A 20807-nucleotide genomic window follows, 5' to 3' on the forward strand; every position below is an offset into this window, starting at 1 on the left:
GCGCCAGTATACGCAGGCTACCCGACTAGTTCATCCTCGAACCTTATGGGTGCCTGCGAGTCCAACCGGCATCTTGTTCATGATGGCGTGATGATGCTGCGAGTTATAGCCTTGAGCCTTACCCTCTTTACCGGCTTTGTACAGGCCACTGTCCTGCAACGCCCGATCACGTTGGACACCGGCACCGGCGAGCTTTTCGGCTCGTTATTGCTGCCCAAGTCCGACACGCCGGTTCCGGTTGTCCTGATCATTTCCGGCTCCGGTCCTACGGATCGTGACGGAAACAACCCCGATGGCGGACGTAACGACAGCCTCAAGCGACTCGCTTGGGTACTGGCCAAACACAACATCGCCAGCGTGCGTTATGACAAACGCGGCGTGGCGGCGAGCCTTGCGGCCACCCCGGATGAACGCAATCTGTCGGTTGAAGCCTACGTGGCGGACGCGGAGGCCTGGGGCCGGAAGCTCAAAACAGATCCGCGCTTTGGCCAACTGATCCTGCTGGGCCACAGCGAAGGCGCCTTGATCGCCAGCCTTGCGGCACCGAGCCTGGACGCCGCCGCGGTCATCTCGATGTCCGGCAGCGCCCGGCCGATCGATCAGGTGCTGCGCCAGCAATTGAGCAATCGCCTGCCGCCAGCACTGATGCTGCGCAGCAATGAACTGCTCGACAGCCTCAAGGCTGGCCACACTGACGACAACGTGCCGCCGCAGTTGCAGGTGATTTTCCGCCCGAGCGTGCAGCCGTATCTGATTTCATTGTTCCGCCAGGACCCGGCAGCGGCGTTCGCCAAGTTGAAGATGCCGGCGCTGATCATCCAGGGCAGCAACGACATCCAGGTCGGTGTCGGTGACGCCAGGCTGTTGAAGGCCGCCAAACCGGACGCCGAGCTGGCGCTGATCGAAGGCATGAACCACGTCATGCGCATCGTGCCCAACGATGTAAAACGGCAATTGGCCTCTTACAAGGATCCGCAATTGCCGCTGGCGGCCGAACTCGGCGCGCGAATCCTCGGGTTTATTGACGGACTTCGCGCCAGTTAAGCGCTGTTTACCCTCTAGTCTTAAAAAAAACGGCCGATAAGCCTTTGTCGCCAGCGCTATGACTGGCGGCAAGCAGAGCTTGGACAGGATCTCGCCGTTATGACTGATACCCAGACTTCACCCGACACCACCGCTGAAAAAGACGCACCGCCAGTGGTCGAGCTGCCGTGGGCGGACGTCCACGCCGAGCACCACAAGATGCTCCGTCTGGCGCCCTTGCAAACCGACCGCAACACCGGTGGACGGCCGCTGCGCTTTGTTGAATTCGGTTACGCCGAGCGCAACAACAAGGAACACAGCCTGATGCGCATGAGCATTGCGCTGCCCGGCCAGCGTGTGCGCAAGGAACAGAATCATCTGGACGTGTGGGTCGATCACGCCACCAGGCGGGTGCATTTCGGACCTGACAGCGGTTTGCAGATCGAACCGATGAACCGTGGCATCGGTCGCTTCATGGCCGCTCAGGGCATTACCTGGGCGAAAAAGAGATGGCCAGGCTACACCATCGACGGCACCGACCTGAACAACAAGGATGCGCTGAACGAAGACACTCGCCTGCGCCGCGATCACTTTTTGCGGATGCATGGTTTCGATGTGATCTACGCCGACGCCCAGCATTTGAAGGGCAGCGTCAAGGAAGTGCAGGTCGGCGACCTGTTGAGTGACTGGAGTACGGAAAAACTGCAGGTCGTGGAAATTCTTGAGGCGGCGCAGATGCTCCAGCAAGCCGAGCAAAATCTCGCCGAGCAGGAAGTCAAACTCAAGAAACACGAAGAAAAGGTCAGCAAGTACAAGCGCGAAGACGCCGGGCTGCGCTTTACCATCACCTGTCTGGTGGCGTTTGCGGTGTTTCAGGCGGGGTTGTTGATCTGGATTGCCACGCACCGTTAACGGCTTTTTGTGGCGAGGGGATTTAGCGAAACGTCGCACCGCCCCGTTGGGCTGCGAAGCGGCCCCAAAAAAAGGGACTGCTACGCAGTCCAACGGGGCGGTGCGACGTTTCGCTAAATCCCCTCGCCACAGAAGCCAGTTGAGTTACACGCGAGAAGCGAACAAGGCCTGATGGTTGCTGCATTGCTCCGCCGTCAGCATGAACACGCCATGCCCACCGCGCTCGAAATCGAGCCAGGCGAAGTCGACTTCCGGGTACAGCGCCGAGACGTGAACCTGACTGTTGCCCACTTCGACAATCAGCAAGCCCTTCTCGGTCAGGTGATCCGCCGCTTCGGCGAGCATGCGACGCACCAGGTTCAAACCATCATCACCGCAGGCCAGGCCAAGCTCAGGTTCGTGCTGGTATTCGTCCGGCATGTCGGCGAAATCTTCCGCATCGACGTAAGGCGGGTTCGACACGATCAGGTCGAAACGCTGACCCGGCAAACCATCGAATCCATCGCCCTGAACCGTGTACACCCGCTCATCGACGCCATGGCGCTCGATGTTCTGGTTGGCCACTTCCAGCGCTTCGAACGACAGGTCGGCCAACACCACTTCGGCGTTCTGGAACTCGTAGGCACAGGCGATACCGATGCAGCCGGAACCGGTGCACAGGTCGAGAATTCGCGCAGGTTCGGTACCCAGCCACGGAGCGAAACGTTTTTCGATCAGTTCGCCAATCGGCGAACGCGGGATCAATACGCGCTCATCGACAATGAACGACATGCCGCAAAACCACGCTTCACCCAACAAGTAGGCGGTAGGAATGCGTTCTTCGATACGGCGCTTGAGCATGCGTTGCAGCTTGACCAGCTCGTCTTCTTCAAGATTGCAGTCGAGGTAGCTGTCGGCGATTTCCCACGGCAAGTGCAAGGCACCCAACACCAACTGACGCGCTTCGTCCCAGGCGTTGTCGGTCCCATGGCCGAAAAACAGATCCTCCCCATGGAAGCGGCTGACGGCCCAACGGATATGGTCACGCAGGGTACGAAGTCGGGAAGTGATCACGAGGCAAACTCCAAAAAAAACGACTGGCGATTCTAACAGCCAAAACGCGTCTCGACGACGCGGGAAAACTACCGTCGCAAATGTAGGACTCTTCTATTTTTTCAGCTGGCTATTGAACAAAACGCACCTATTGACAAGGCTGCGAGCCAGCAAAGACGGCGCCTACGATGGTAGCGATTCACAGAAGCGCTCAGCCAGAGGACAATGTCGCAAAAGCCCCACTCGAAGGAGCCCCAGAATGTCCGTTCCAAAAACGATGTTTCAACTCAGCGGCCGCGGTTATGCAGCAGCCGTTCTGAGTCATGCGACCCTTGTCATCATCGATGCCCAGAAAGAATACCTCAGCGGCCCGTTGGCCTTGAGCGGCATGGATGCTGCCGTCGCGAACATCAAACAACTGGTGGCCGCTGCCCGTGCAGCCGGCCGGCCGATCGTCCATGTCCGCCACCTTGGCACCGTCGGTGGGCTGTTCGATCCACAAGGTGAGCGCGGTGAGTTCATCCCGGGCCTGGAACCACAGGGCGACGAAACCATCATCGGTAAATTGCTACCGAGTGCGTTCCATGGCACCGAATTGCTGGAACGCCTGCAGAATCTCGGCTCGCTGGACCTGATCGTGTGCGGTTTCATGAGCCACTCCAGCGTCAGCACCACGGTGCGCGCCGCGAAGAACCTGGGCTTTCGTTGCACGCTGGTGGAAGACGCCTGCGCGACTCGCGACCTGCCTTACAAGGGCGGCGTATTGAGCGCAGACCACGTTCAGCAGACCGAAATGGCGATCATGGCGGACAACTTCGCCACCCTCGCGCTGACTCACGAACTGATCTGATCGACGCTCGATGAGCGGTCCATGCCGCCGCTCATCCGCAAAAGCCTATCATTTGCTGTAATTGCCTTAGCCTCAGGAACATCCCGGTCAACTCCCGGTCGAAGGGCCGATACCCATTGAGGAAGGTCGGAATGAAGTTATCCGATGGTTTTGACGCTCGCCGCTTGCGGCCTAAAGGCCAACGCAACTGGCGTTTTCGAATCGGCGCGGCATTTGCTGCCTTGCTGTCGATGTGCGGTGTGTTGATGGCGATGGCCGGTGCCGCCAGCCTGCTTGGCCACGCACCCGCCCTGGGCGAGTTGAATACCAACCGGGTCGGTTCGGCAGTGATTCTGGCGATTGGCCTGTTCGTGCTGTACCTCGGCGTGTGGCTGTGGCGTCGCTGCCGTCGCCGCTCGCGGCAGTCGCAAGCGCTGAACATCTCCCCGCATTTGATGAAAAAGCACGACTGAGCCGAGCGTTGCGCGTTTTCTCGCGCCCCATTCGCCTCGAGTTGGGTAAACTGGCCGCCCTTCGCGGAGGCTGACATGCAAGACGACGATTTTTCCCTGTTCAAAAGCGCGATCCAAGGCGTCAAGCCGATCAAACACGATCGCGCCGAAACCGGCAAACCCAAAGCTGACCGCGCGCAAATCGCCAAGTTGCGTCAAGCCGCCACCGTGCGCACCGATGCCACCACCGTTGACGGGCTGTCCGATCAGTTCGTCATCGATGTTGGCCCGGAAGACGAGCTGATGTGGGCGCGTGATGGTGTTCAGGAAAGCCAGATGCGCAAGCTCAAGATCGGACAGATTCCATTCGAAGGCAGCCTCGACCTCCATGGCATGAGCGTGGAAAAGGCCCGGGAAACCCTCTGGGCGTTTCTGGCCGAAGCGACCAAATTCGAAATCCGCTGCGTGCGCGTCACCCACGGCAAGGCTGTGCGTCTGGACGGCAAGCGACCGATGATCAAAAGCCACGTCAACACCTGGTTGCGCCAACATTCACAAGTACTCGGCTTCACCTCGTGCCAAGCGAAGCACGGCGGCGCCGGAGCGGTTTATGTGATGCTCAAGCGGACCATGATGGAAGGTCGCGACGAGTAAAGCGGTCGCCCGGCAAATTATCCGGATAACGATTTGCAATGATATGGGAGCTCCCGTAATACTCCGCAGATGGAATTTAAAGAACGACTCAAAACAGCCCGCCAACACGCCAAGCTCAATCAGACCGAGCTTGCCGAGCGCGCAGGCCTGACGCAAACCTCTATCTCCGACCTTGAACGCGGGAAATCGAAGGCAACAGCCTTTGTTGCCCAGATCGCTTCGGTGTGTGGCGTCTCACCGATGTGGCTGGCTGAAGGTGTCGGTGACATGCTTAAAGGTGTGTCCGATGCTGCTCCGTTGAATCGCACTCCTCCAAGCGTTTCAATGTCAGACATCCAGCCTTGGGACGACAGCACGCCCCTGGATGACGACGAGGTGTATGTCCCCTTCCTGCGTGAAGTTGAGCTGGCGGCCGGTTCAGGCCGTTTCGTGATCGCAGAAAACGACAGCGCCCGGCTGCGCTTCTTCAAGAAAGACCTGCGTCACAACAACGTGCAGTTCAACAACGCCAAGTGCGTGGTGGTGAGCGGAAACAGCATGCTCCCGGTACTGCGCGACGGCGCTACGGTTGGCATGAACGTCGGAAAGAACTCGCTGGGCGACATCGTCGACGGCGAAATGTACGCGATCAACCACAACGGCCAGCTCCGCGTGAAACAGGTCTACCGACTGCCCAGCGGGATCCGCCTACGCAGCTTCAACCGTGACGAGCATCCGGACGAGGACTACACCTTCGCCGAGATCCAGGAGCAGCAGCTTGCGATCCTGGGTCATATCTTTTGGTGGGCGATGTATTCGCGGTGAACTGAGTTGCGGTGATTCGGGAGCGTCCAGTGCCATAACGTGCAATACGGAAAATCGACACCCATCCATGAGAAGCCCGCCAAGCGCGGGCTTTTTTTGCCCTGGAATATAGGTACGGAATAAAATATGGGAATACCCGTTGACACAAAATATGGGAACACCCATATTTATATCCAAGCCAACGGGAAATCGATCGGAACCTGCCAGGCATCACTTCTGCCCATTCACTGAGTGGGCAGTGGGATGTAGGCCTGCATCAAACGCAACGCTCACCAGAGCAAAAAGCGACATCAATGGACTGAGGCAAAAACCATGACTGTAGACATCAGCAACTTCACCATCGCTACCCCGCTTCCAATCTCCGACACCAACCCGATTGCGCTTGAGCTCATCGGCTGGCGCGCACTGATCGAATGCCCCGACGTCATTTCAATGCTTGATGATGGTTCGCTGCAGATGACAGCGCCGACACTTGGAGCCTCGAGCAAGAGCACGAAACGCACTCGCTGCGAGTGGAAGGAGCCAGGTTACTGGCTGTTTTCCAGCGCCGCGGACCACTGGAATCGCCAGGAAATGCGACTGACCAAAGTCAACTCGCTGCAGAAAGTCGTGATTGGCCAGATTCATGTGAAGGGTTCAGAACGACCTCCGGTAAAGGTGTTCTGGAACAAAGGAAAAATCACCATGGGGTTCCGGTCAAGCTACCTCCAGGACGATCCGGTCAACTCGACGGTTTTGGAGAACGTACCGCTCGGTGCGCTTTTCAAAATCAACATTCACGCCAATTCGAGCGGCGCCGTCTCAGTATCGGCCAGTTGTAACGGCGTCAAATCCACTTCCGCGATCATGCGCCTCGACAACACCTGGGACACGAAAACACTCGCCTTTCACGGCGGCGTGTACAACCAGATCGATTACTCCGACACCACCGACCCGCTAGACGGTTCTGTCTGCATCATCAGCGATCTGTCGATCACTCACGCCTGATACAACCTGCTCGGCCTGACGAGCAAGACAGGCTTCAGGGAAGCATCACTGCTGCACCTTGGCGACAGGGTGTAGCGGGATACGCAGACCCGAAATGACCGATTTGGGGATTCGCGCCCGCCGGCAATACAACTGCCGGCACACATACGCTACCATGTGCCCCATGTCGGGGATGAACCCTGCGATTATTGCCACTCAGCTCGGTCATAGCGTTCAGATATTGCTATCGACCTGCACCCGATGGATCAACGCCAGCACCGACTGGAGTGAGCCCGGGAAGATTGAAAAGAGCTTGATTGGTACACAATTGGTACAGACAGAAACAGTACCCCTCTGAAACCCGTATGGAATCAGCCTCTGTGACACTGGAACAGAACTACACCGCGATTCTCGGCCAACTGGGCGAGGACGCCTCCCGCGAGGGCCTGCTCGACACGCCAAAACGTGCCGCCAAAGCCATGCAGTACCTCTGCCGCGGTTATGAACAGACACTGGAAGAGGTCACCAACGGTGCCTTGTTCAGCTCCGACAACAGCGAAATGGTGCTGGTGAAGGACATCGAGCTCTACTCCTTGTGCGAACACCACCTGCTGCCGTTTATCGGCAAGGCTCACGTCGCCTACATCCCGAGCGGCAAGGTATTGGGTCTGTCGAAAGTCGCGCGGATTGTCGATATGTACGCCCGCCGCTTGCAGATCCAGGAAAACCTCAGCCGCCAGATCGCCGATGCGGTCCAGCAAGTCACCGGCGCCCTGGGCGTTGCGGTGGTAATCGAGGCCAAGCACATGTGCATGATGATGCGCGGTGTGGAGAAACAGAATTCGTCGATGATCACGTCGGTGATGCTGGGTGAGTTCCGCGAAAACGCGGCCACCCGCAGCGAATTTCTCAGCCTGATCAAGTAATTCGCAGCAGAAGAAAACCGGCATTCATCGCCGGTTTTTTTTCGTCCGTGAAAAATCAGGTAAGCTGCGCGCCTTCTGTTTGCCCCTGTGAGGCTTATACCGTGTTCGTTAAAGCACTTCGTGTCGGCCTTGGCCAACTGATCATCTTCATCGACTTCATTACCCGCCCCGGCAAAAAGCAGCGCCCTGCCGCCGCCCAGGCTCAGGTCGAAACAGCCGCCAAGGACCTGACCCTGTATCAGTTCCACGCCTGCCCGTTCTGTGTGAAAACCCGCCGTACCCTGCGCCGCTTGAACGTGCCGGTGGCGTTGCGCGATGCGAAGAACAATGAACAGGATCGCCAGACCCTGCTGGAACAGGGTGGCAAGATCAAGGTGCCGTGCCTGCGCATCGAAGAGAATGGCCAGACGACCTGGATGTATGAGTCCAAGGTGATCATCGATTATCTGGACAAGCGGTTTGCCGCCGCCTGAAACCGTACAGATTTCGGATAAAAATAAACCGGCCCATTGGCCGGTTTGTTTGTTTTTGCACCCCAGGGCAGCCTTGAGCAACGTACGCGTGTCCAGCGGCGACGGCCATTTTCCGTAACTGATCTGGCGATATATCCCTATTGCCAAACTTTTCGTCTACAAAACCAAAAACATTATTTGCTTTATTTGTATACAAAAGCATAATCCACTTCGTGCGAGTTCCTGACCAAGCAGTCAACAAATTCGCAAGCACCTCAAAGGGTCGCTGCCACCCTCATGGGTCCGGCCCTGGAAATAACAATAAAACTCTTGAGGAGTATTCGCTGTGGAAAGCCGCAAATCCGAAGCCCCGACGCTCGAACTCTCGCCGCCATTACGTAATGGCTGGCTGGAGCGCATCTTCAAACTCAGCTTGCATGGCACCACGGTGAAGACCGAGTTGATTGCCGGTCTGACAACCTTCATCACCATGGCCTACATCATCTTCGTCAACCCCAACATCATGGCCGACGCCGGGATCGATCACGGTGCCGCGTTCGTCGCCACCTGCATCGCCGCCGCGTTGGGTTGCCTGTTGATGGGCCTGTACGCCAACTGGCCGGTCGGCCTCGCGCCGGGCATGGGTCTCAACGCCTTCTTCACTTACACCGTGGTCGGCACCATGGGCTACAACTGGGAAACCGCTCTTGGCGCGGTGTTTGTATCCGGTGTGTTGTTCATGTTCCTGACCTTTTCGCGGATTCGCGAATGGCTGCTCAATAGCATCCCGGTCAGTTTGCGCTTTGCCATGGGCGCTGGCGTGGGCTTGTTCCTGGGGCTGATCGGCTTGAAAACCGCGGGTATCGTGGTCGACAGCCCGGCCACCCTGATCAAGCTCGGCTCCCTGCGCGAACCTGGCCCGCTGCTGGCCGCCATCTGCTTCCTGATGATCGCCGTGCTCAGCTACCACAAAGTGTTTGGTGCGATCCTCATCAGCATCATCACCGTGACGCTGGCGGGTTGGGGTCTGGGCCTGGTGCACTACGAGGGCATCATGTCCGCCCCGCCGAGCCTGGCCCCGACCTGGATGGCCATGGACGTCGCCGGCGTATTCAACATCAGCATGATCAGTGTGGTGCTGGCCTTCCTCTTCGTGCACATGTTCGACACTGCCGGTACCTTGATGGGCGTCGCCCAGCGCGCCGGCCTGGTGAACGCCGACGGCAAGATCGAAAACCTCTCCCGCGCCTTGAAAGCAGACAGTGCGTCCAGCGTATTCGGTGCGGTGGTCGGCGTTCCGCCGGTTACCAGCTATGTAGAAAGTGCCGCTGGCGTAGCGGCAGGTGGTCGGACTGGTCTTACCGCCGTAACCGTAGGTGTGCTATTTATTGCGGCGATGTTTTTCGCACCGCTGGCTGGCATGATTCCCGCTTACGCCACCGCCGGTGCGCTGATTTATGTGGCGATGCTGATGATGGGCGGTATGGCTCACATTGAATGGGATGAAGCGACCGACAGCATTCCGGCGATCGTTACCGCGATCATGATGCCCCTGACCTTCTCGGTCGCCGACGGCATTGCGCTGGGCTTTATCACTTACGTGGTAATGAAGGCCGGGACCGGTAAGTACAAGGAAATTTCCATCAGTCTGTGGGTGCTCTGCGCGATCTTCATCGCCAAGTTCATTTTCTTGTAAGCCGAACACGCTTCAAAAGCAGTGTTTCAAAACAGCCTCACCCCGTCGGGTGAGGCTTTTGTGCAAATGGAGGAAAGTGATGAGTCTGGAAACCTGGCTGCTGTTCAGCGGCGCTGCGCTGGTGGTAATCCTGATACCGGGGCCACTGTCTTTGCTGATGATCAGCAACAGTCTGAATTACGGTTTGCGTCGTTCTTACCCGGCGTTTCTGGGTGGTGTGGTTGCGTCAATCTGCTTGCTCAGTGCGTCGGCGCTGGGTTTGGGCGCCTTGCTGCTGGCGTCGGAACAGTTGTTCAGCGCCCTGAAGATCGTCGGGGCGCTGTACCTGTTCTATCTGGCCTGGCAGAGCTGGCAGCAATCGCGCCTGCCCTCCCACGGCGCTGAAGTGCCCCAGGCTGCGCCGGTTCCGCGTTTTCGCGCATTGTTCGGGCGCGCGTTTATGTTGGGCGCCAGCAACCCGAAAGATATTCTGTTCTTCGCTGCTTTCCTCCCGCAGTTCCTCAGTGCCGAACAACCGTTCCTGCCGCAGTTGCTGGTGATGATTGCGACCTGGACCGTGCTGGATTTGCTGTGCAAGTTGGCTTATGGGCTCGGGGCTCACGGCGCTGCGCGGTACCTGCGCAGCGGCAAGGGGCAGAGCTGGTTCAACCGGGTGAGTGCGGGGTTGTTCAGTGGTGCCGGTGCTGCGTCGTTGTTGAGCCGCTAAAAGCAAAAAGCATCGCGAGCAAGCTTTGCTCCTACAGGTTTGGTGTCGTTCACATAGTTGGGGAACGACACCAAACCTGTAGGAGCAAAGCTTGCTCGCGATGGCGTCAGCACAAGCGACACCTTTCCCAGCAAGCAAAAAAAAGCCCGCAGTGTGAGCGGGCGAAAGACCAAAGAAGCTATATGCGCAGCTTTTTTTGAGAAGAAGGGGGCTGGGGGGAAAGTCCTAGCTTCCTCTGTAGGTCGAATAGCTGTACGGCGAAATCAGCAAGGGCACGTGGTAGTGATCCTGTTCCGCAGAGATGCCAAAACGCAGCACCACCACATCCAGGAACGCAGGCTCCGGCAACTGAATGCCGCGAGCGCGGTAGTAATCGCCCGCATGAAACTGAACCTGATAGACCCCTGAACGGTAGTCATCACCTTGCAGCAGCGGTGCATCGACCCGCCCATCGCTGTTGGTTATCGCAGTGGCGACCAATTCCAGCTGCGAACCTTCAACGCGGTACAACTCGACCTTGATCGAGCTGCCCGGGCAACCGTGTGCAGCGTCTAAAACGTGAGTAGTCAAACGTCCCATTGATTCTGCGCGCCTGCCTGCATGAGCAGTCAGACCTCGCGCCTCCCGAAGTCAGTTGAAAAGGAGACCGCACCGATTCGGAGCACGAAACGCTGCGGCGAGCGACTGATTAAGACACTTTTCAAAAAAATTGTACACAATAAAAACAACATATTTACCGCTTTACCCGTCATTCAGTGATTCCCGCCAAATCTACCGCCGCGCCATAGGATCAGAGGACCTTCCATCTATTAACTGACCAATCAGGCAGGTTTCTTGCAATAACATGTGAAGATGGCCGTTTTGAAAAATGCAAAAAAACAGGCTTACAAAGTTGATATAAAGTTGTATACAATCAGCCCATCGCTGTGACGCCAGCCTGTCATCACATTGCAGGCCGCCACACAAACCTGACCTTGAACAAGTCGAACGAATAAGAAGGAAGACTGCAGTGAGCGCTGACTACCCACGCGACCTGATCGGTTACGGCAGTAACCCTCCTCACCCACACTGGCCGGGCAATGCCCGCATCGCCTTGTCCTTCGTGCTCAATTACGAAGAAGGCGGCGAGCGCAATATCCTGCACGGCGATAAAGAATCCGAAGCCTTCCTCTCGGAAATGGTCTCGGCGCAGCCGCTGCAAGGCGCGCGCAACATGAGCATGGAATCCCTTTACGAGTATGGCAGCCGCGCCGGTGTCTGGCGGGTTCTGAAACTGTTCAAGGAATTCGACATTCCACTGACCATCTTCGCCGTCGCCATGGCCGCCCAGCGTCACCCGGACGTGATCCGCGCGATGGTCGATGCCGGCCATGAGATCTGCAGCCACGGCTATCGCTGGATCGACTATCAGTACATGGACGAAGCGCAGGAACGCGAGCACATGCTCGAAGCGATTCGCGTCCTCACCGAAATCACCGGCGAGCGCCCACTGGGCTGGTACACCGGCCGCACTGGCCCGAACACCCGTCGTCTGGTGATGGAAGAAGGCGGTTTCCTCTACGACTGCGACACCTACGACGACGACCTGCCCTATTGGGAACCGAACAACCCGACCGGCAAGCCGCACCTGGTGATTCCCTACACGCTGGACACCAACGACATGCGCTTCACCCAGGTCCAGGGTTTCAACAAGGGCGACGATTTCTTTGAATACCTCAAAGACGCCTTCGACGTGCTTTACGCCGAAGGCGCCGAGGCGCCGAAAATGTTGTCGATCGGCCTGCACTGCCGTCTGATCGGCCGTCCGGCGCGTCTGGCCTCGCTCAAACGCTTTATCGAATACGCTAAAAGTCATGAACAGGTGTGGTTCAGCCGTCGCGTCGACATCGCTCGCCACTGGCACGAAACCCACCCGTATCAAGGGGCCGCGAAATGAGCCACTTCCAAACTCTGAAGCCCTCGACCTTGAGCCGCGACGCCTTCGTCGCTGCCTTCGCCGACATCTATGAACATTCGCCATGGGTGGCCGAAAAGGCCTTCGACCTGGGCCAGGACGCTTCGATCGACCAGATCGAAACCCTGCACCAGCGCATGAGCGACATCCTGTTGAGCGCCGATCACGCCAGTCAATTGACACTGATCAACGCTCACCCGGACCTGGCCGGCAAAGCTGCCGTCCAGGGCCAACTTACCGCAGCCAGCACTGAAGAACAGTCTGGCGCGGGTATCCACCAATGCACGGCCGAAGAGTTTCAACGCTTCACCGAGCTGAACGACGCCTACAAGGCCAAGTTCAAGTTTCCCTTCATCATGGCGGTAAAAGGCAGCAACCGGCATCAGATCCTCGCGGCGTTCGAAACGCGCATTCACAACCCGCAAGACACCGAGTTCAAATGCGCGCTGGCGGAGATCAACAAGATCGCCCTGTTCCGATTACTGACCCTATAGCGACCTTGGCCCGAGCGGAATTGAACGCACAAATCGCCCTGGGTCCTGAGAGCATCCCAAGCCAACTTATTAAAGGCAGACAAGAAGAATGAAAGCTTACGCCGTACCTTTCGAGAAGTTCGTCAACCTGGCCGACGCCCGCCTGGGCACCAAAATCATCTCGGTCACCGATGACTGGTTCGCTGATGCCAACCGCCTGTTCCAGCCGACCCCGGCTGTGTGGAAGGAGGGCGTGTTCGATGACAACGGCAAGTGGATGGACGGCTGGGAGTCGCGCCGCAAGCGCTTCGAAGGCTACGACAGCGCCGTGATCCGCCTGGGCGTACCGGGTTCGATCAAAGGCGTGGACATCGACACTTCATTCTTCACCGGCAACTTCCCGCCGTCGGCCTCCCTGGAAGCGTGCTTCCTGGCCTCGGGCGAGCCAGACGACAACACCCAGTGGACTGAAGTGCTGTCCGCCGTCGAGCTACAAGGCAACAGCCACCACTACCACGAAATCAACAACGACCAGGCGTTCAGCCACCTGCGCTTCAACATCTACCCGGATGGTGGTGTGGCCCGTCTGCGTGTTTACGGTGTTCCGTTCCGCGACTGGTCCGCTGTGGGCGACAACGAGCAAGTTGACCTGGCCGCAGCCCTGAACGGTGGCCGCGCCCTCGCCTGCTCCGACGAACACTTCGGTCGCATGAGCAACATCCTCAACCCGGGTCGCGGCATCAACATGGGCGACGGCTGGGAAACCGCACGTCGTCGCACGCCGGGCAATGACTGGGTGATCGTCGCGCTGGGTCATGCCGGCGAGATCGAAAAAGTCATCGTCGACACCCTGCACTTCAAGGGCAACTACCCGGACACGTGCTCGATCCAGGGCGCTTTCGTGAAGGGCGGCACCGACAGCCAGATCGAAACCCAATCGCTGTTCTGGCGCGAATTGCTGCCGGCGCAGAAACTGGAAATGCACGCCGAACACACCTTCGCCGAGCAGATCAAGGCGCTGGGTCCGATCACCCACATCCGCCTGAACGTGTTCCCGGATGGTGGTGTGAGTCGCCTGCGCGTTTTGGGCAAGGTAGCTAAGTAAGCGGCTGATGAAAAACCTGTAGGAGCACAGCTTGCTGGCGATGGCGTCAGTGAGGGCCCCATCGCCAGCAAGCTGTGCTCCTACAAAGGGCAATACAACAACGAATTCAAGGTAAGAAGACCAGCATGCGCACATTGACGATTGAACCGCTGACCAAAGAAGCCTTCGCCCCTTTCGGTGACGTGATCGAAACCGACGGCAGCGATCACTTCATGATCAACAACGGTTCGACCATGCGCTTCCATAAACTGGCGACGGTGGAAACCGCCACGCCAGAGGACAACGCGATCATCAGCATCTTCCGCGCCGACGCGCAGGACATGCCGCTGACCGTCAGCATGCTGGAGCGTCACCCGCTGGGCAGCCAGGCTTTCATTCCGCTGCTCGGCAACCCTTTTCTGATCGTGGTCGCGCCACTTGGCGATGAACCTGTATCAGGCTTGGTCCGCGCCTTCGTCACCAACGGCAGGCAGGGCATTAATTACCATCGCGGCGTTTGGCACCATCCGGTGCTGACGATCGAAAAGCGGGATGACTTCCTGGTGGTTGATCGCAGTGGCACAGGCAATAACTGCGATGAGCATTTTTTCAAAGAGGATGAGCGTTTGATCCTCGCCCCCCACCAATAAGAGAAGGTCTGATCACTCGACAACAGAGTGACAGGCGAGAGGTAAAGACTGTGGAAGCACATCTGTTGGAATGGCTGAACCTGAGCGTGCGCTGGGTTCACATGATTACTGGCGTGGCCTGGATCGGTGCGTCGTTCTATTTCGTCTGGCTGGAAAACAACCTCAATCGGGTCAACCCGAAAAGTGGTCTGGCGGGCGATTTGTGGGCGATCCACGGCGGCGGTATCTATCACCTGGAAAAATACAAACTGGCTCCACCGACCATGCCGGACAACCTGCACTGGTTCAAATGGGAAGCCTATTTCACCTGGTTGTCGGGGATCGCGCTGCTGTGCGTGGTGTTCTACTCCAATCCGACGCTGTACCTGCTGGCACCGGGCAGCAGCCTGACCGGCCCTGAAGGGGTCGCACTGGGCATTGCCTCGTTGTTCGTCGGCTGGTTCGTCTACTCCTTCCTCTGCGACTCGGCCTTGGGCAAACGCCCTGCCCTGCTCGGCTTCATCCTGTTCGTGCTGATCATTGGCGCCGCTTACGGCTTCAGCAAGGTGTTCAGCGGTCGCGGTGCGTACCTGCACGTCGGCGCGATCATCGGCACCATCATGGTCGGCAACGTGTTCCGCATCATCATGCCGGCGCAGCGCGCACTGGTTGCCGCGATTGCCGAAAACCGCACGCCGGACCCGGCACTGCCGGCCAAAGGCTTGCTGCGTTCGCGTCACAACAACTACTTCACCTTGCCGGTGCTGTTCATCATGATCAGCAACCACTTCCCGAGCACTTACGGCAGCCAATACAACTGGCTGATCCTGGCCGGGATCGCGGTGCTGGCGGTGTTGGTGCGTCATTACTTCAACACCCGTCACGACAGCCACAAATTTGCCTGGACCTTGCCCGTTGCGGCAGTCGGCATGATCTGCCTGGCTTACGTGTCTGGCCCGGCGCAGATGCCGAGCGCGCCTGAAGTGGCCAAGGCGCCTGGCACCATCGAGTACCAGCCGTTGCCGGAGACCGCTGTTGGTGGTGGTGTGAAACCTGAAACGGCGAAACCTGCTGCACCTGCCGCTGCACCGGCTCAGGCGTCCAACGCCGGCCCCGGTTTCGACAAGGTTCACAGTGTGATCCAGGAACGCTGCACGGTCTGCCATTCGGCCAAACCGACCAGCCCGCTGTTCAGTGCTGCACCGGCCGGCGTGATGCTCGATACCCCCGAGCAGATCCGCCAGAACGCGGCACGCATCCAGGCTCAAGCCGTCACCAGCCAGATCATGCCACTGGGCAACATCACCCAGATGACCCAGCAGGAACGTGACCTGATCGGCGCGTGGATTGTTCAGGGAGCCCCAACCAACTAACCGTTGAAAAGCATCGCGAGCAAGCTTCGCTCCTGTAGGAGCAAGGCTTGCCCGCGATTGGCCGTGCCGCGGTCCCTGCTGCAGAAAATCACAAGAATAAAAAAGATCCGAGGTGTTGCATGTCCGAGCTATCCAAAGCGCGCATCCCCGACGCACCCGCCATTCAGCGTTTACCTCTTTTGCAACTGATCCTGGTTGGCCTGCAACACGTTCTGCTGATGTACGGCGGAGCCATCGCGGTGCCGCTGATCATCGGACAGGCCGCAGGCCTGTCTCGTGAAGAAATCGCCTTCCTGATCAACGCCGACCTGCTGGTAGCCGGGATCGCTACCATCGTGCAGTCGCTGGGCATCGGCCCCATGGGTATCCGCATGCCGGTGATGATGGGCGCCAGTTTCGCCGCCGTCGGCAGCATGGTTGCCATGGCCGGCATGCCGGGCATCGGTCTGCAAGGGATCTTCGGCGCGACCATCGCCGCCGGATTCTTCGGCATGATCATCGCGCCATTCATGTCCAAAGTCGTACGCTTCTTCCCGCCTCTGGTGACCGGCACGGTCATCACCTCGATCGGTTTGTCGCTGTTCCCCGTGGCCGTCAACTGGGCCGGCGGCGGTGCGGACGCCGCGCAATTCGGCTCACCGATTTACCTGGCCATCGCTGCACTGGTGCTGGCAACCATTCTGCTGGTCCATCGCTTCATGCGCGGTTTCTGGGTCAACATTTCCGTGCTGATCGGCATGTGCCTGGGTTACGTGCTCTGCGGCCTGATCGGCATGGTCGACCTGAGCGGCATGGCCCAGGCGCCGTGGCTGCAATTCGTGACACCGCTGCATTTCGGCATGCCGAAGTTCGAACTCGCACCGATCCTGTCCATGTGCCTGGTGGTAGTAATCATCTTCGTCGAGTCCACCGGGATGTTCCTGGCACTGGGCAAAATCACCGGCCAGGAAGTCTGCCCACGGATGCTGCGTCGCGGATTGTTGTGTGATGCCGGTGCCTCGTTCTTCGCCGGTTTCTTCAACACCTTCACCCACTCCTCTTTCGCGCAGAACATCGGCCTGGTGCAGATGACGGGCGTGCGCTGCCGCTCGGTGACCATCGTCGCCGGCGGTTTGCTGGTGGTGCTGAGTTTGCTGCCGAAGGCGGCGTTTCTGGTGGCCTCGATTCCACCAGCCGTACTGGGCGGCGCGGCGATTGCGATGTTCGGCATGGTCGCCGCCACCGGCATCAAGATTCTTCAGGAAGCCGACATCGGTGACCGTCGCAACCAGTTGCTGGTGGCGGTGAGCATTGGCATGGGACTGATTCCGGTGGTCCGTCCGGAATTCTTCGCCCACCTTCCGATGTGGATGAGTCCCATCACTCACAGCGGTATTGCCATGGCGACGTTGAGTGCGCTGTCGCTGAACCTGCTGTTCAACATCCTCGGCGGCGCCGAACGCGCGGCCATCAACGACTGCCACGCCCACCCGCATTAACTGACTAAAACCACAAAACCTGTGGGAGCAGTTGCTCCCACAGTGGCCACACCTGTGCCTCAAACAATAAAAACAAGAGGGAGCAACAGATGATTCGGACACACACAAACATGCTGTTAGGCGGTGGTCTATTGGCCGCCAGTCAAGCCATGGCCGGCGATTTACTGCTGTGGCAGACCAACAGCCTGAGCTATCTGTATGGCAAGGATTTCGCGGTCAATCCGTCAATCCAGCAGACAATAACCTTTGAGCACGCCGACCGCTGGAAGTACGGTGATAACTTCCTGTTCGTCGACAGCACTTACTACAACGGCGAGAAAGACCGGAACAAAGGCGTTCACGCCTATTACGGCGAGTTCAGTCCGCGCCTGTCTTTCGGCAAAATCCTCGACCGCCGTTTCGAATTCGGCCCGATCAAGGACGTGTTGCTGGCCATGACCTACGAGAATGGCGAAGACGACACCGAGGCCTATCTGATCGGCCCCGGTTTCGACCTCGCGGTACCGGGCTTCAATTTTTTCACCTTGAACTTCTACTATCGCCAGACCGAAGGCTCGCGTCCCGGCGACGATGTCTGGCAAATCACGCCGGCCTGGTCCTACACCCTGCCATTGGGCAACTCGAACCTGTTGATCGACGGCTACATCGACTGGGTCGTGGATAACGACCAGAACTCACAGGGCACCTACCACGCCAACCTGCACTTCAACCCGCAGATCAAATATGACCTGGGCAAGGCCATGGGCTGGCGAGAGAAACAGGTGTACGTCGGCGTCGAATACAGCTACTGGAAAGACAAGTACGGCATCGAAAACAACGCCAACTTCGACACCAATGAAAACACCACCAGCCTGCTGGTGAAGGTGCATTTCTAGATGATCCGCAACCGTGCTCCAAACCTGTCGTCGGTGCGCTGTTGCGGGGCACTTGAGACCTGGCCAAGGAGTCAGTATTCTCCGCGGCCGCCCGAATCTGGTCTAAAAAAAAGCCCGGATATAATTCCTGACCAGAAAGCCAACTTATCCCGGCGATGGACGGTACCAAGGCATTCCAAAACCACTCTCAATCGACGGCTCTTGAGCCGCCGAACGGGAGTTTTTTGGCTTTTCAAAAGCCTTGGCTCAGCTCTTGCTAACAGCACTGAAGCTGACCGATCGGATGATTTTTTACAGCGACAGAAAAAGGCGCCACACCAGAGCGCCGACCTTAGAAAAATAACGTGGAACCACCTACTTTTTGGGAGCAACCGAATGAAACGTACGTGCACTAGCCTGATGCTGGCGGGATCTTTGCTGGCCGGGGGCCAGGCCATGGCCGGCGACTTGCTGCAATGGCAGAACAACAGCCTGACCTACCTGTATGGCAAGGACTTCCAGGTCAACCCGCGCATTCAGCAGACGGTGACCTTCGAACACGTCGATGGCTGGAAGTACGGCGACAACTTCATGTTCATCGACAAGATTTTCTACAACGGCAAGGAAGATTACTACGCCGGCGAGAACAGCTACTACGGTGAAATCAGCCCGCGCCTTTCGTTTGGCAAAATCTTCGATCAGAAACTCGAATTCGGCCCGATCAAAGATGTGCTCCTGGCTATGACGTACGAGTTCGGTGAAGACGATACCGAGTCCTACCTGATCGGTCCTGCTTTCGACCTGGCGATCCCGGGCTTCGACTACTTCCAGCTGAACTTCTACAACCGTCATACCGAAGGCGACCGTCCGGGTGACAATATCTGGCAGATCACTCCGGTCTGGTCTTACACCCTCCCGGTGGGCGATTCGAACATCCTGATCGATGGCTTCATGGATTGGGTGGTCGACAACGACGTCAACAAAAAAGGCGAATACCACGCCAACCTGCACTTCAATCCACAAGTCAAATACGACTTGGGCAAGGCGTTGAATCTTGGCGAAAAGCAGTTGTACGTTGGTGTCGAGTATGACTACTGGAAAAACAAGTACGGTATTGAAGACAGCCAGGGCTTCAAGACCGATCAGAGCGTGACCAGCTTCCTGGTCAAGGTTCACTTCTGATCCCGCGGCGCCTGTAAGGACGCCATCGCGGGCAAGTCGGATCGCCGCCCGCTTGCTCCTACAGGTTTTGTGTCGTTCGCCAATTATGTAAACGACATAAAACCTGTAGGAGCAAAGCTTGCTCGCGATGGCCACACCGTCGATCTCAAGCCGAAACCACAGGCTCCGCCAACCCGAGAAACCGGCACAACTCCCCGCGCTTGGCCAACGCATCCCGCCGCCCCAAATCAATCAATTCGCTGCAATATCCCGCCTCGAACAGCAGATAACTCAGCACCCCCGCCCCGCTCGTCCTGGTCGCCCCCGGCCCGCGCAGAAACAGGCGCAGCGCCGCCGGCAACTCGTGACGATGCCGCGCCGCAATCTCGTCGATCGGTTGACTCGGCGAAATCACCAGCACGTCTACCGGCGCCACACCCAACGCGCGCGTCGGCGTGCCATCGGGCAGCAGATGACTGAACTGATTGAGCCGCTGCAGCAACTCGATGTCACTTTCCAGGCTGTCAATGAACGTGCTGTTGAGCATGTGTCCGCCGATCTGCGCCAGGCTTGGCTGCTGACCGGTGTAGGCGCGCAGCAGCGGTTGTTCCGGGTCGACGCCGCGGGGGTTGCCGCTGACGCCCACCACCAGCACTCGGCTGGCGCCCAGGTGCAGTGCCGGGCTGATCGGTGCCGACTGACGTACCGCGCCGTCACCGAAATACTCTTCACCGATTTTCACTGGCGCAAACAGCAGCGGAATGGCGGAGCTGGCCAGCAAGTGATCGACGGTCAATTGCGTGGGAACGCCGATTCGCCGGTGGCGCAACCAGGCATCGATGGTGCCGCCGCCCTGATAAAAGGTCACCGCCTGACCGGACTCGTAGCCGAACGCGGTCACCGCAACCGCCTGCAATTGCTTCTGTGCAATGGCCTCGGCAATCCCGCTCATCTGCAGTTTGTCGTTGAGCAATCCACGCAGCGGCGAACTGTTGAGCAACGCCACCGGCACCTGAGCGCCAATCCCGAGCAAACTGTGACTGACAAAACGGCTGGCCTGATGGATCACGCCCGGCCAGTCGCTGCGCAGCACCAGATGGCTGCGAAAGCCTTGCCAGAAGGCTGTCAGACGTTGAATCGCACCACGAAAGTCCATCGCCCCACTGGCGAGGCTGACCGCATTGATTGCGCCAGCCGAGGTGCCGACGATCACCGGAAACGGATTGCTCGCGCCGACCGGCAACAGCTCGGCAATTGCCGCCAGCACACCCACCTGATAAGCCGCCCGAGCCCCGCCGCCGGAAAGAATCAACCCTGTAACCGGTTCAGCAGGACTCATCGCAACACTC

At 58.3% G+C, this 20807-nt stretch carries 22 protein-coding genes and 1 pseudogene; 20 read left to right on the top strand and 3 right to left on the bottom strand.

Translation table 11 applies throughout. From position 1 onward, the window contains the following. The first annotated feature begins 45 nt into the window (after nucleotides 1–45). A complete protein-coding gene (locus tag ACYZUA_RS21635) occupies nucleotides 46–1044 on the top strand; it encodes an alpha/beta hydrolase (protein ID WP_461960538.1) in 999 nt (332 codons plus the stop codon). A gap of 99 nt (nucleotides 1045–1143) precedes the next feature. Beyond that, nucleotides 1144–1935 (top strand): hypothetical protein, encoded by a 792-nt coding sequence (locus tag ACYZUA_RS21640; RefSeq protein ID WP_461960539.1) that lies wholly within the window; start codon nucleotides 1144–1146, stop codon nucleotides 1933–1935. 144 nt (nucleotides 1936–2079) lie between these two features. Here the strand turns inward: ACYZUA_RS21640 and prmB are convergent, their stop codons facing one another. Beyond that, entirely contained in the window at nucleotides 2080–2988 is a 909-nt protein-coding gene (gene prmB, locus ACYZUA_RS21645; protein WP_461960540.1) for a 50S ribosomal protein L3 N(5)-glutamine methyltransferase, read from the bottom strand. 238 nt (nucleotides 2989–3226) lie between these two features. Here prmB and ACYZUA_RS21650 point away from each other — a divergent pair, with 238 nt between their 5' ends. The 10 genes and pseudogenes from ACYZUA_RS21650 (at nucleotide 3227) to ACYZUA_RS21695 (ending at nucleotide 10452) form a co-directional block, all read left to right on the top strand. Beyond that, the gene (locus tag ACYZUA_RS21650; RefSeq protein WP_008146122.1) at nucleotides 3227–3817 is read left to right on the top strand and encodes a cysteine hydrolase family protein; all 591 of its coding nucleotides are present in this window, start codon (nucleotides 3227–3229) and stop codon (nucleotides 3815–3817) included. A gap of 131 nt (nucleotides 3818–3948) precedes the next feature. Further along, nucleotides 3949–4269 carry a hypothetical protein gene (locus ACYZUA_RS21655; RefSeq protein ID WP_461960541.1) on the top strand — a complete coding sequence of 107 codons (321 nt, stop codon included), beginning with the start codon at nucleotides 3949–3951 and terminating at the stop codon, nucleotides 4267–4269. Nucleotides 4270–4344: 75 nt separating this feature from the next. Further along, nucleotides 4345–4902, top strand: a complete 558-nt coding sequence (locus ACYZUA_RS21660) for a Smr/MutS family protein (RefSeq protein WP_008146127.1) — start codon at nucleotides 4345–4347, stop codon at nucleotides 4900–4902. Nucleotides 4903–4971: 69 nt separating this feature from the next. Next, entirely contained in the window at nucleotides 4972–5706 is a 735-nt protein-coding gene (locus tag ACYZUA_RS21665) for an XRE family transcriptional regulator (protein WP_461960542.1), read from the top strand. 312 nt (nucleotides 5707–6018) lie between these two features. After that, nucleotides 6019–6693: a polysaccharide lyase family 7 protein gene (locus ACYZUA_RS21670; RefSeq protein ID WP_461960543.1), complete on the top strand. Its 675-nt coding sequence runs from the start codon at nucleotides 6019–6021 to the stop codon at nucleotides 6691–6693. Between the two features lie 94 nt (nucleotides 6694–6787). Beyond that, nucleotides 6788–7030: pseudogene (locus tag ACYZUA_RS21675) on the top strand (site-specific integrase); the annotation flags it as partial. Nucleotides 7031–7052: 22 nt separating this feature from the next. Continuing rightward, nucleotides 7053–7598, top strand: coding sequence for a GTP cyclohydrolase I FolE (gene folE, locus ACYZUA_RS21680; RefSeq protein WP_213028761.1), 546 nt, complete (start codon nucleotides 7053–7055; stop codon nucleotides 7596–7598). 101 nt (nucleotides 7599–7699) lie between these two features. Then, nucleotides 7700–8071: a glutathione S-transferase N-terminal domain-containing protein gene (locus tag ACYZUA_RS21685; protein ID WP_046047502.1), complete on the top strand. Its 372-nt coding sequence runs from the start codon at nucleotides 7700–7702 to the stop codon at nucleotides 8069–8071. A 325-nt stretch (nucleotides 8072–8396) separates the two neighbouring features. Then, the gene (locus tag ACYZUA_RS21690; RefSeq protein WP_461960544.1) at nucleotides 8397–9746 is read left to right on the top strand and encodes an NCS2 family permease; all 1350 of its coding nucleotides are present in this window, start codon (nucleotides 8397–8399) and stop codon (nucleotides 9744–9746) included. Between the two features lie 79 nt (nucleotides 9747–9825). After that, nucleotides 9826–10452 carry a LysE family translocator gene (locus tag ACYZUA_RS21695; protein WP_461960545.1) on the top strand — a complete coding sequence of 209 codons (627 nt, stop codon included), beginning with the start codon at nucleotides 9826–9828 and terminating at the stop codon, nucleotides 10450–10452. Nucleotides 10453–10677: 225 nt separating this feature from the next. Here ACYZUA_RS21695 and uraH read toward each other — a convergent pair whose 3' ends face one another. Beyond that, on the bottom strand, nucleotides 10678–11031 hold the full coding sequence (uraH, locus tag ACYZUA_RS21700) for a hydroxyisourate hydrolase (RefSeq protein ID WP_461960546.1): 354 nt from the start codon (nucleotides 11029–11031) through the stop codon (nucleotides 10678–10680). A gap of 430 nt (nucleotides 11032–11461) precedes the next feature. Between uraH and puuE the strand changes: the two genes are divergently transcribed. The 8 genes from puuE (at nucleotide 11462) to ACYZUA_RS21740 (ending at nucleotide 19479) form a co-directional block, all read left to right on the top strand. Beyond that, nucleotides 11462–12388 carry an allantoinase PuuE gene (gene puuE / locus ACYZUA_RS21705; protein ID WP_008146148.1) on the top strand — a complete coding sequence of 309 codons (927 nt, stop codon included), beginning with the start codon at nucleotides 11462–11464 and terminating at the stop codon, nucleotides 12386–12388. After that, a complete protein-coding gene (gene uraD / locus ACYZUA_RS21710; RefSeq protein WP_461960547.1) occupies nucleotides 12385–12900 on the top strand; it encodes a 2-oxo-4-hydroxy-4-carboxy-5-ureidoimidazoline decarboxylase in 516 nt (171 codons plus the stop codon). Before puuE ends, uraD begins: the two co-directional genes overlap by 4 nt. A gap of 88 nt (nucleotides 12901–12988) precedes the next feature. Then, nucleotides 12989–13984: an allantoicase gene (gene alc, locus ACYZUA_RS21715; RefSeq protein WP_461960548.1), complete on the top strand. Its 996-nt coding sequence runs from the start codon at nucleotides 12989–12991 to the stop codon at nucleotides 13982–13984. Nucleotides 13985–14109: 125 nt separating this feature from the next. Further along, entirely contained in the window at nucleotides 14110–14613 is a 504-nt protein-coding gene (locus ACYZUA_RS21720) for an ureidoglycolate lyase (protein ID WP_007960046.1), read from the top strand. Between the two features lie 50 nt (nucleotides 14614–14663). Beyond that, complete coding sequence (locus tag ACYZUA_RS21725) at nucleotides 14664–15965, top strand: urate hydroxylase PuuD (protein ID WP_461960549.1); 1302 nt, start codon at nucleotides 14664–14666, stop codon at nucleotides 15963–15965. Between the two features lie 119 nt (nucleotides 15966–16084). Beyond that, complete coding sequence (locus ACYZUA_RS21730) at nucleotides 16085–17443, top strand: nucleobase:cation symporter-2 family protein (protein ID WP_461960550.1); 1359 nt, start codon at nucleotides 16085–16087, stop codon at nucleotides 17441–17443. An 89-nt stretch (nucleotides 17444–17532) separates the two neighbouring features. Beyond that, the gene (locus ACYZUA_RS21735) at nucleotides 17533–18318 is read left to right on the top strand and encodes an outer membrane protein OmpK (protein ID WP_461960551.1); all 786 of its coding nucleotides are present in this window, start codon (nucleotides 17533–17535) and stop codon (nucleotides 18316–18318) included. A 375-nt stretch (nucleotides 18319–18693) separates the two neighbouring features. Beyond that, nucleotides 18694–19479, top strand: a complete 786-nt coding sequence (locus ACYZUA_RS21740; protein ID WP_461960552.1) for an outer membrane protein OmpK — start codon at nucleotides 18694–18696, stop codon at nucleotides 19477–19479. Nucleotides 19480–19624: 145 nt separating this feature from the next. Here ACYZUA_RS21740 and ACYZUA_RS21745 read toward each other — a convergent pair whose 3' ends face one another. Then, a complete protein-coding gene (locus tag ACYZUA_RS21745; RefSeq protein ID WP_461960553.1) occupies nucleotides 19625–20797 on the bottom strand; it encodes a patatin-like phospholipase family protein in 1173 nt (390 codons plus the stop codon). Nucleotides 20798–20807 lie beyond the last annotated feature (10 nt).

This window comes from Pseudomonas sp. LS2P72, assembly GCF_054897865.1.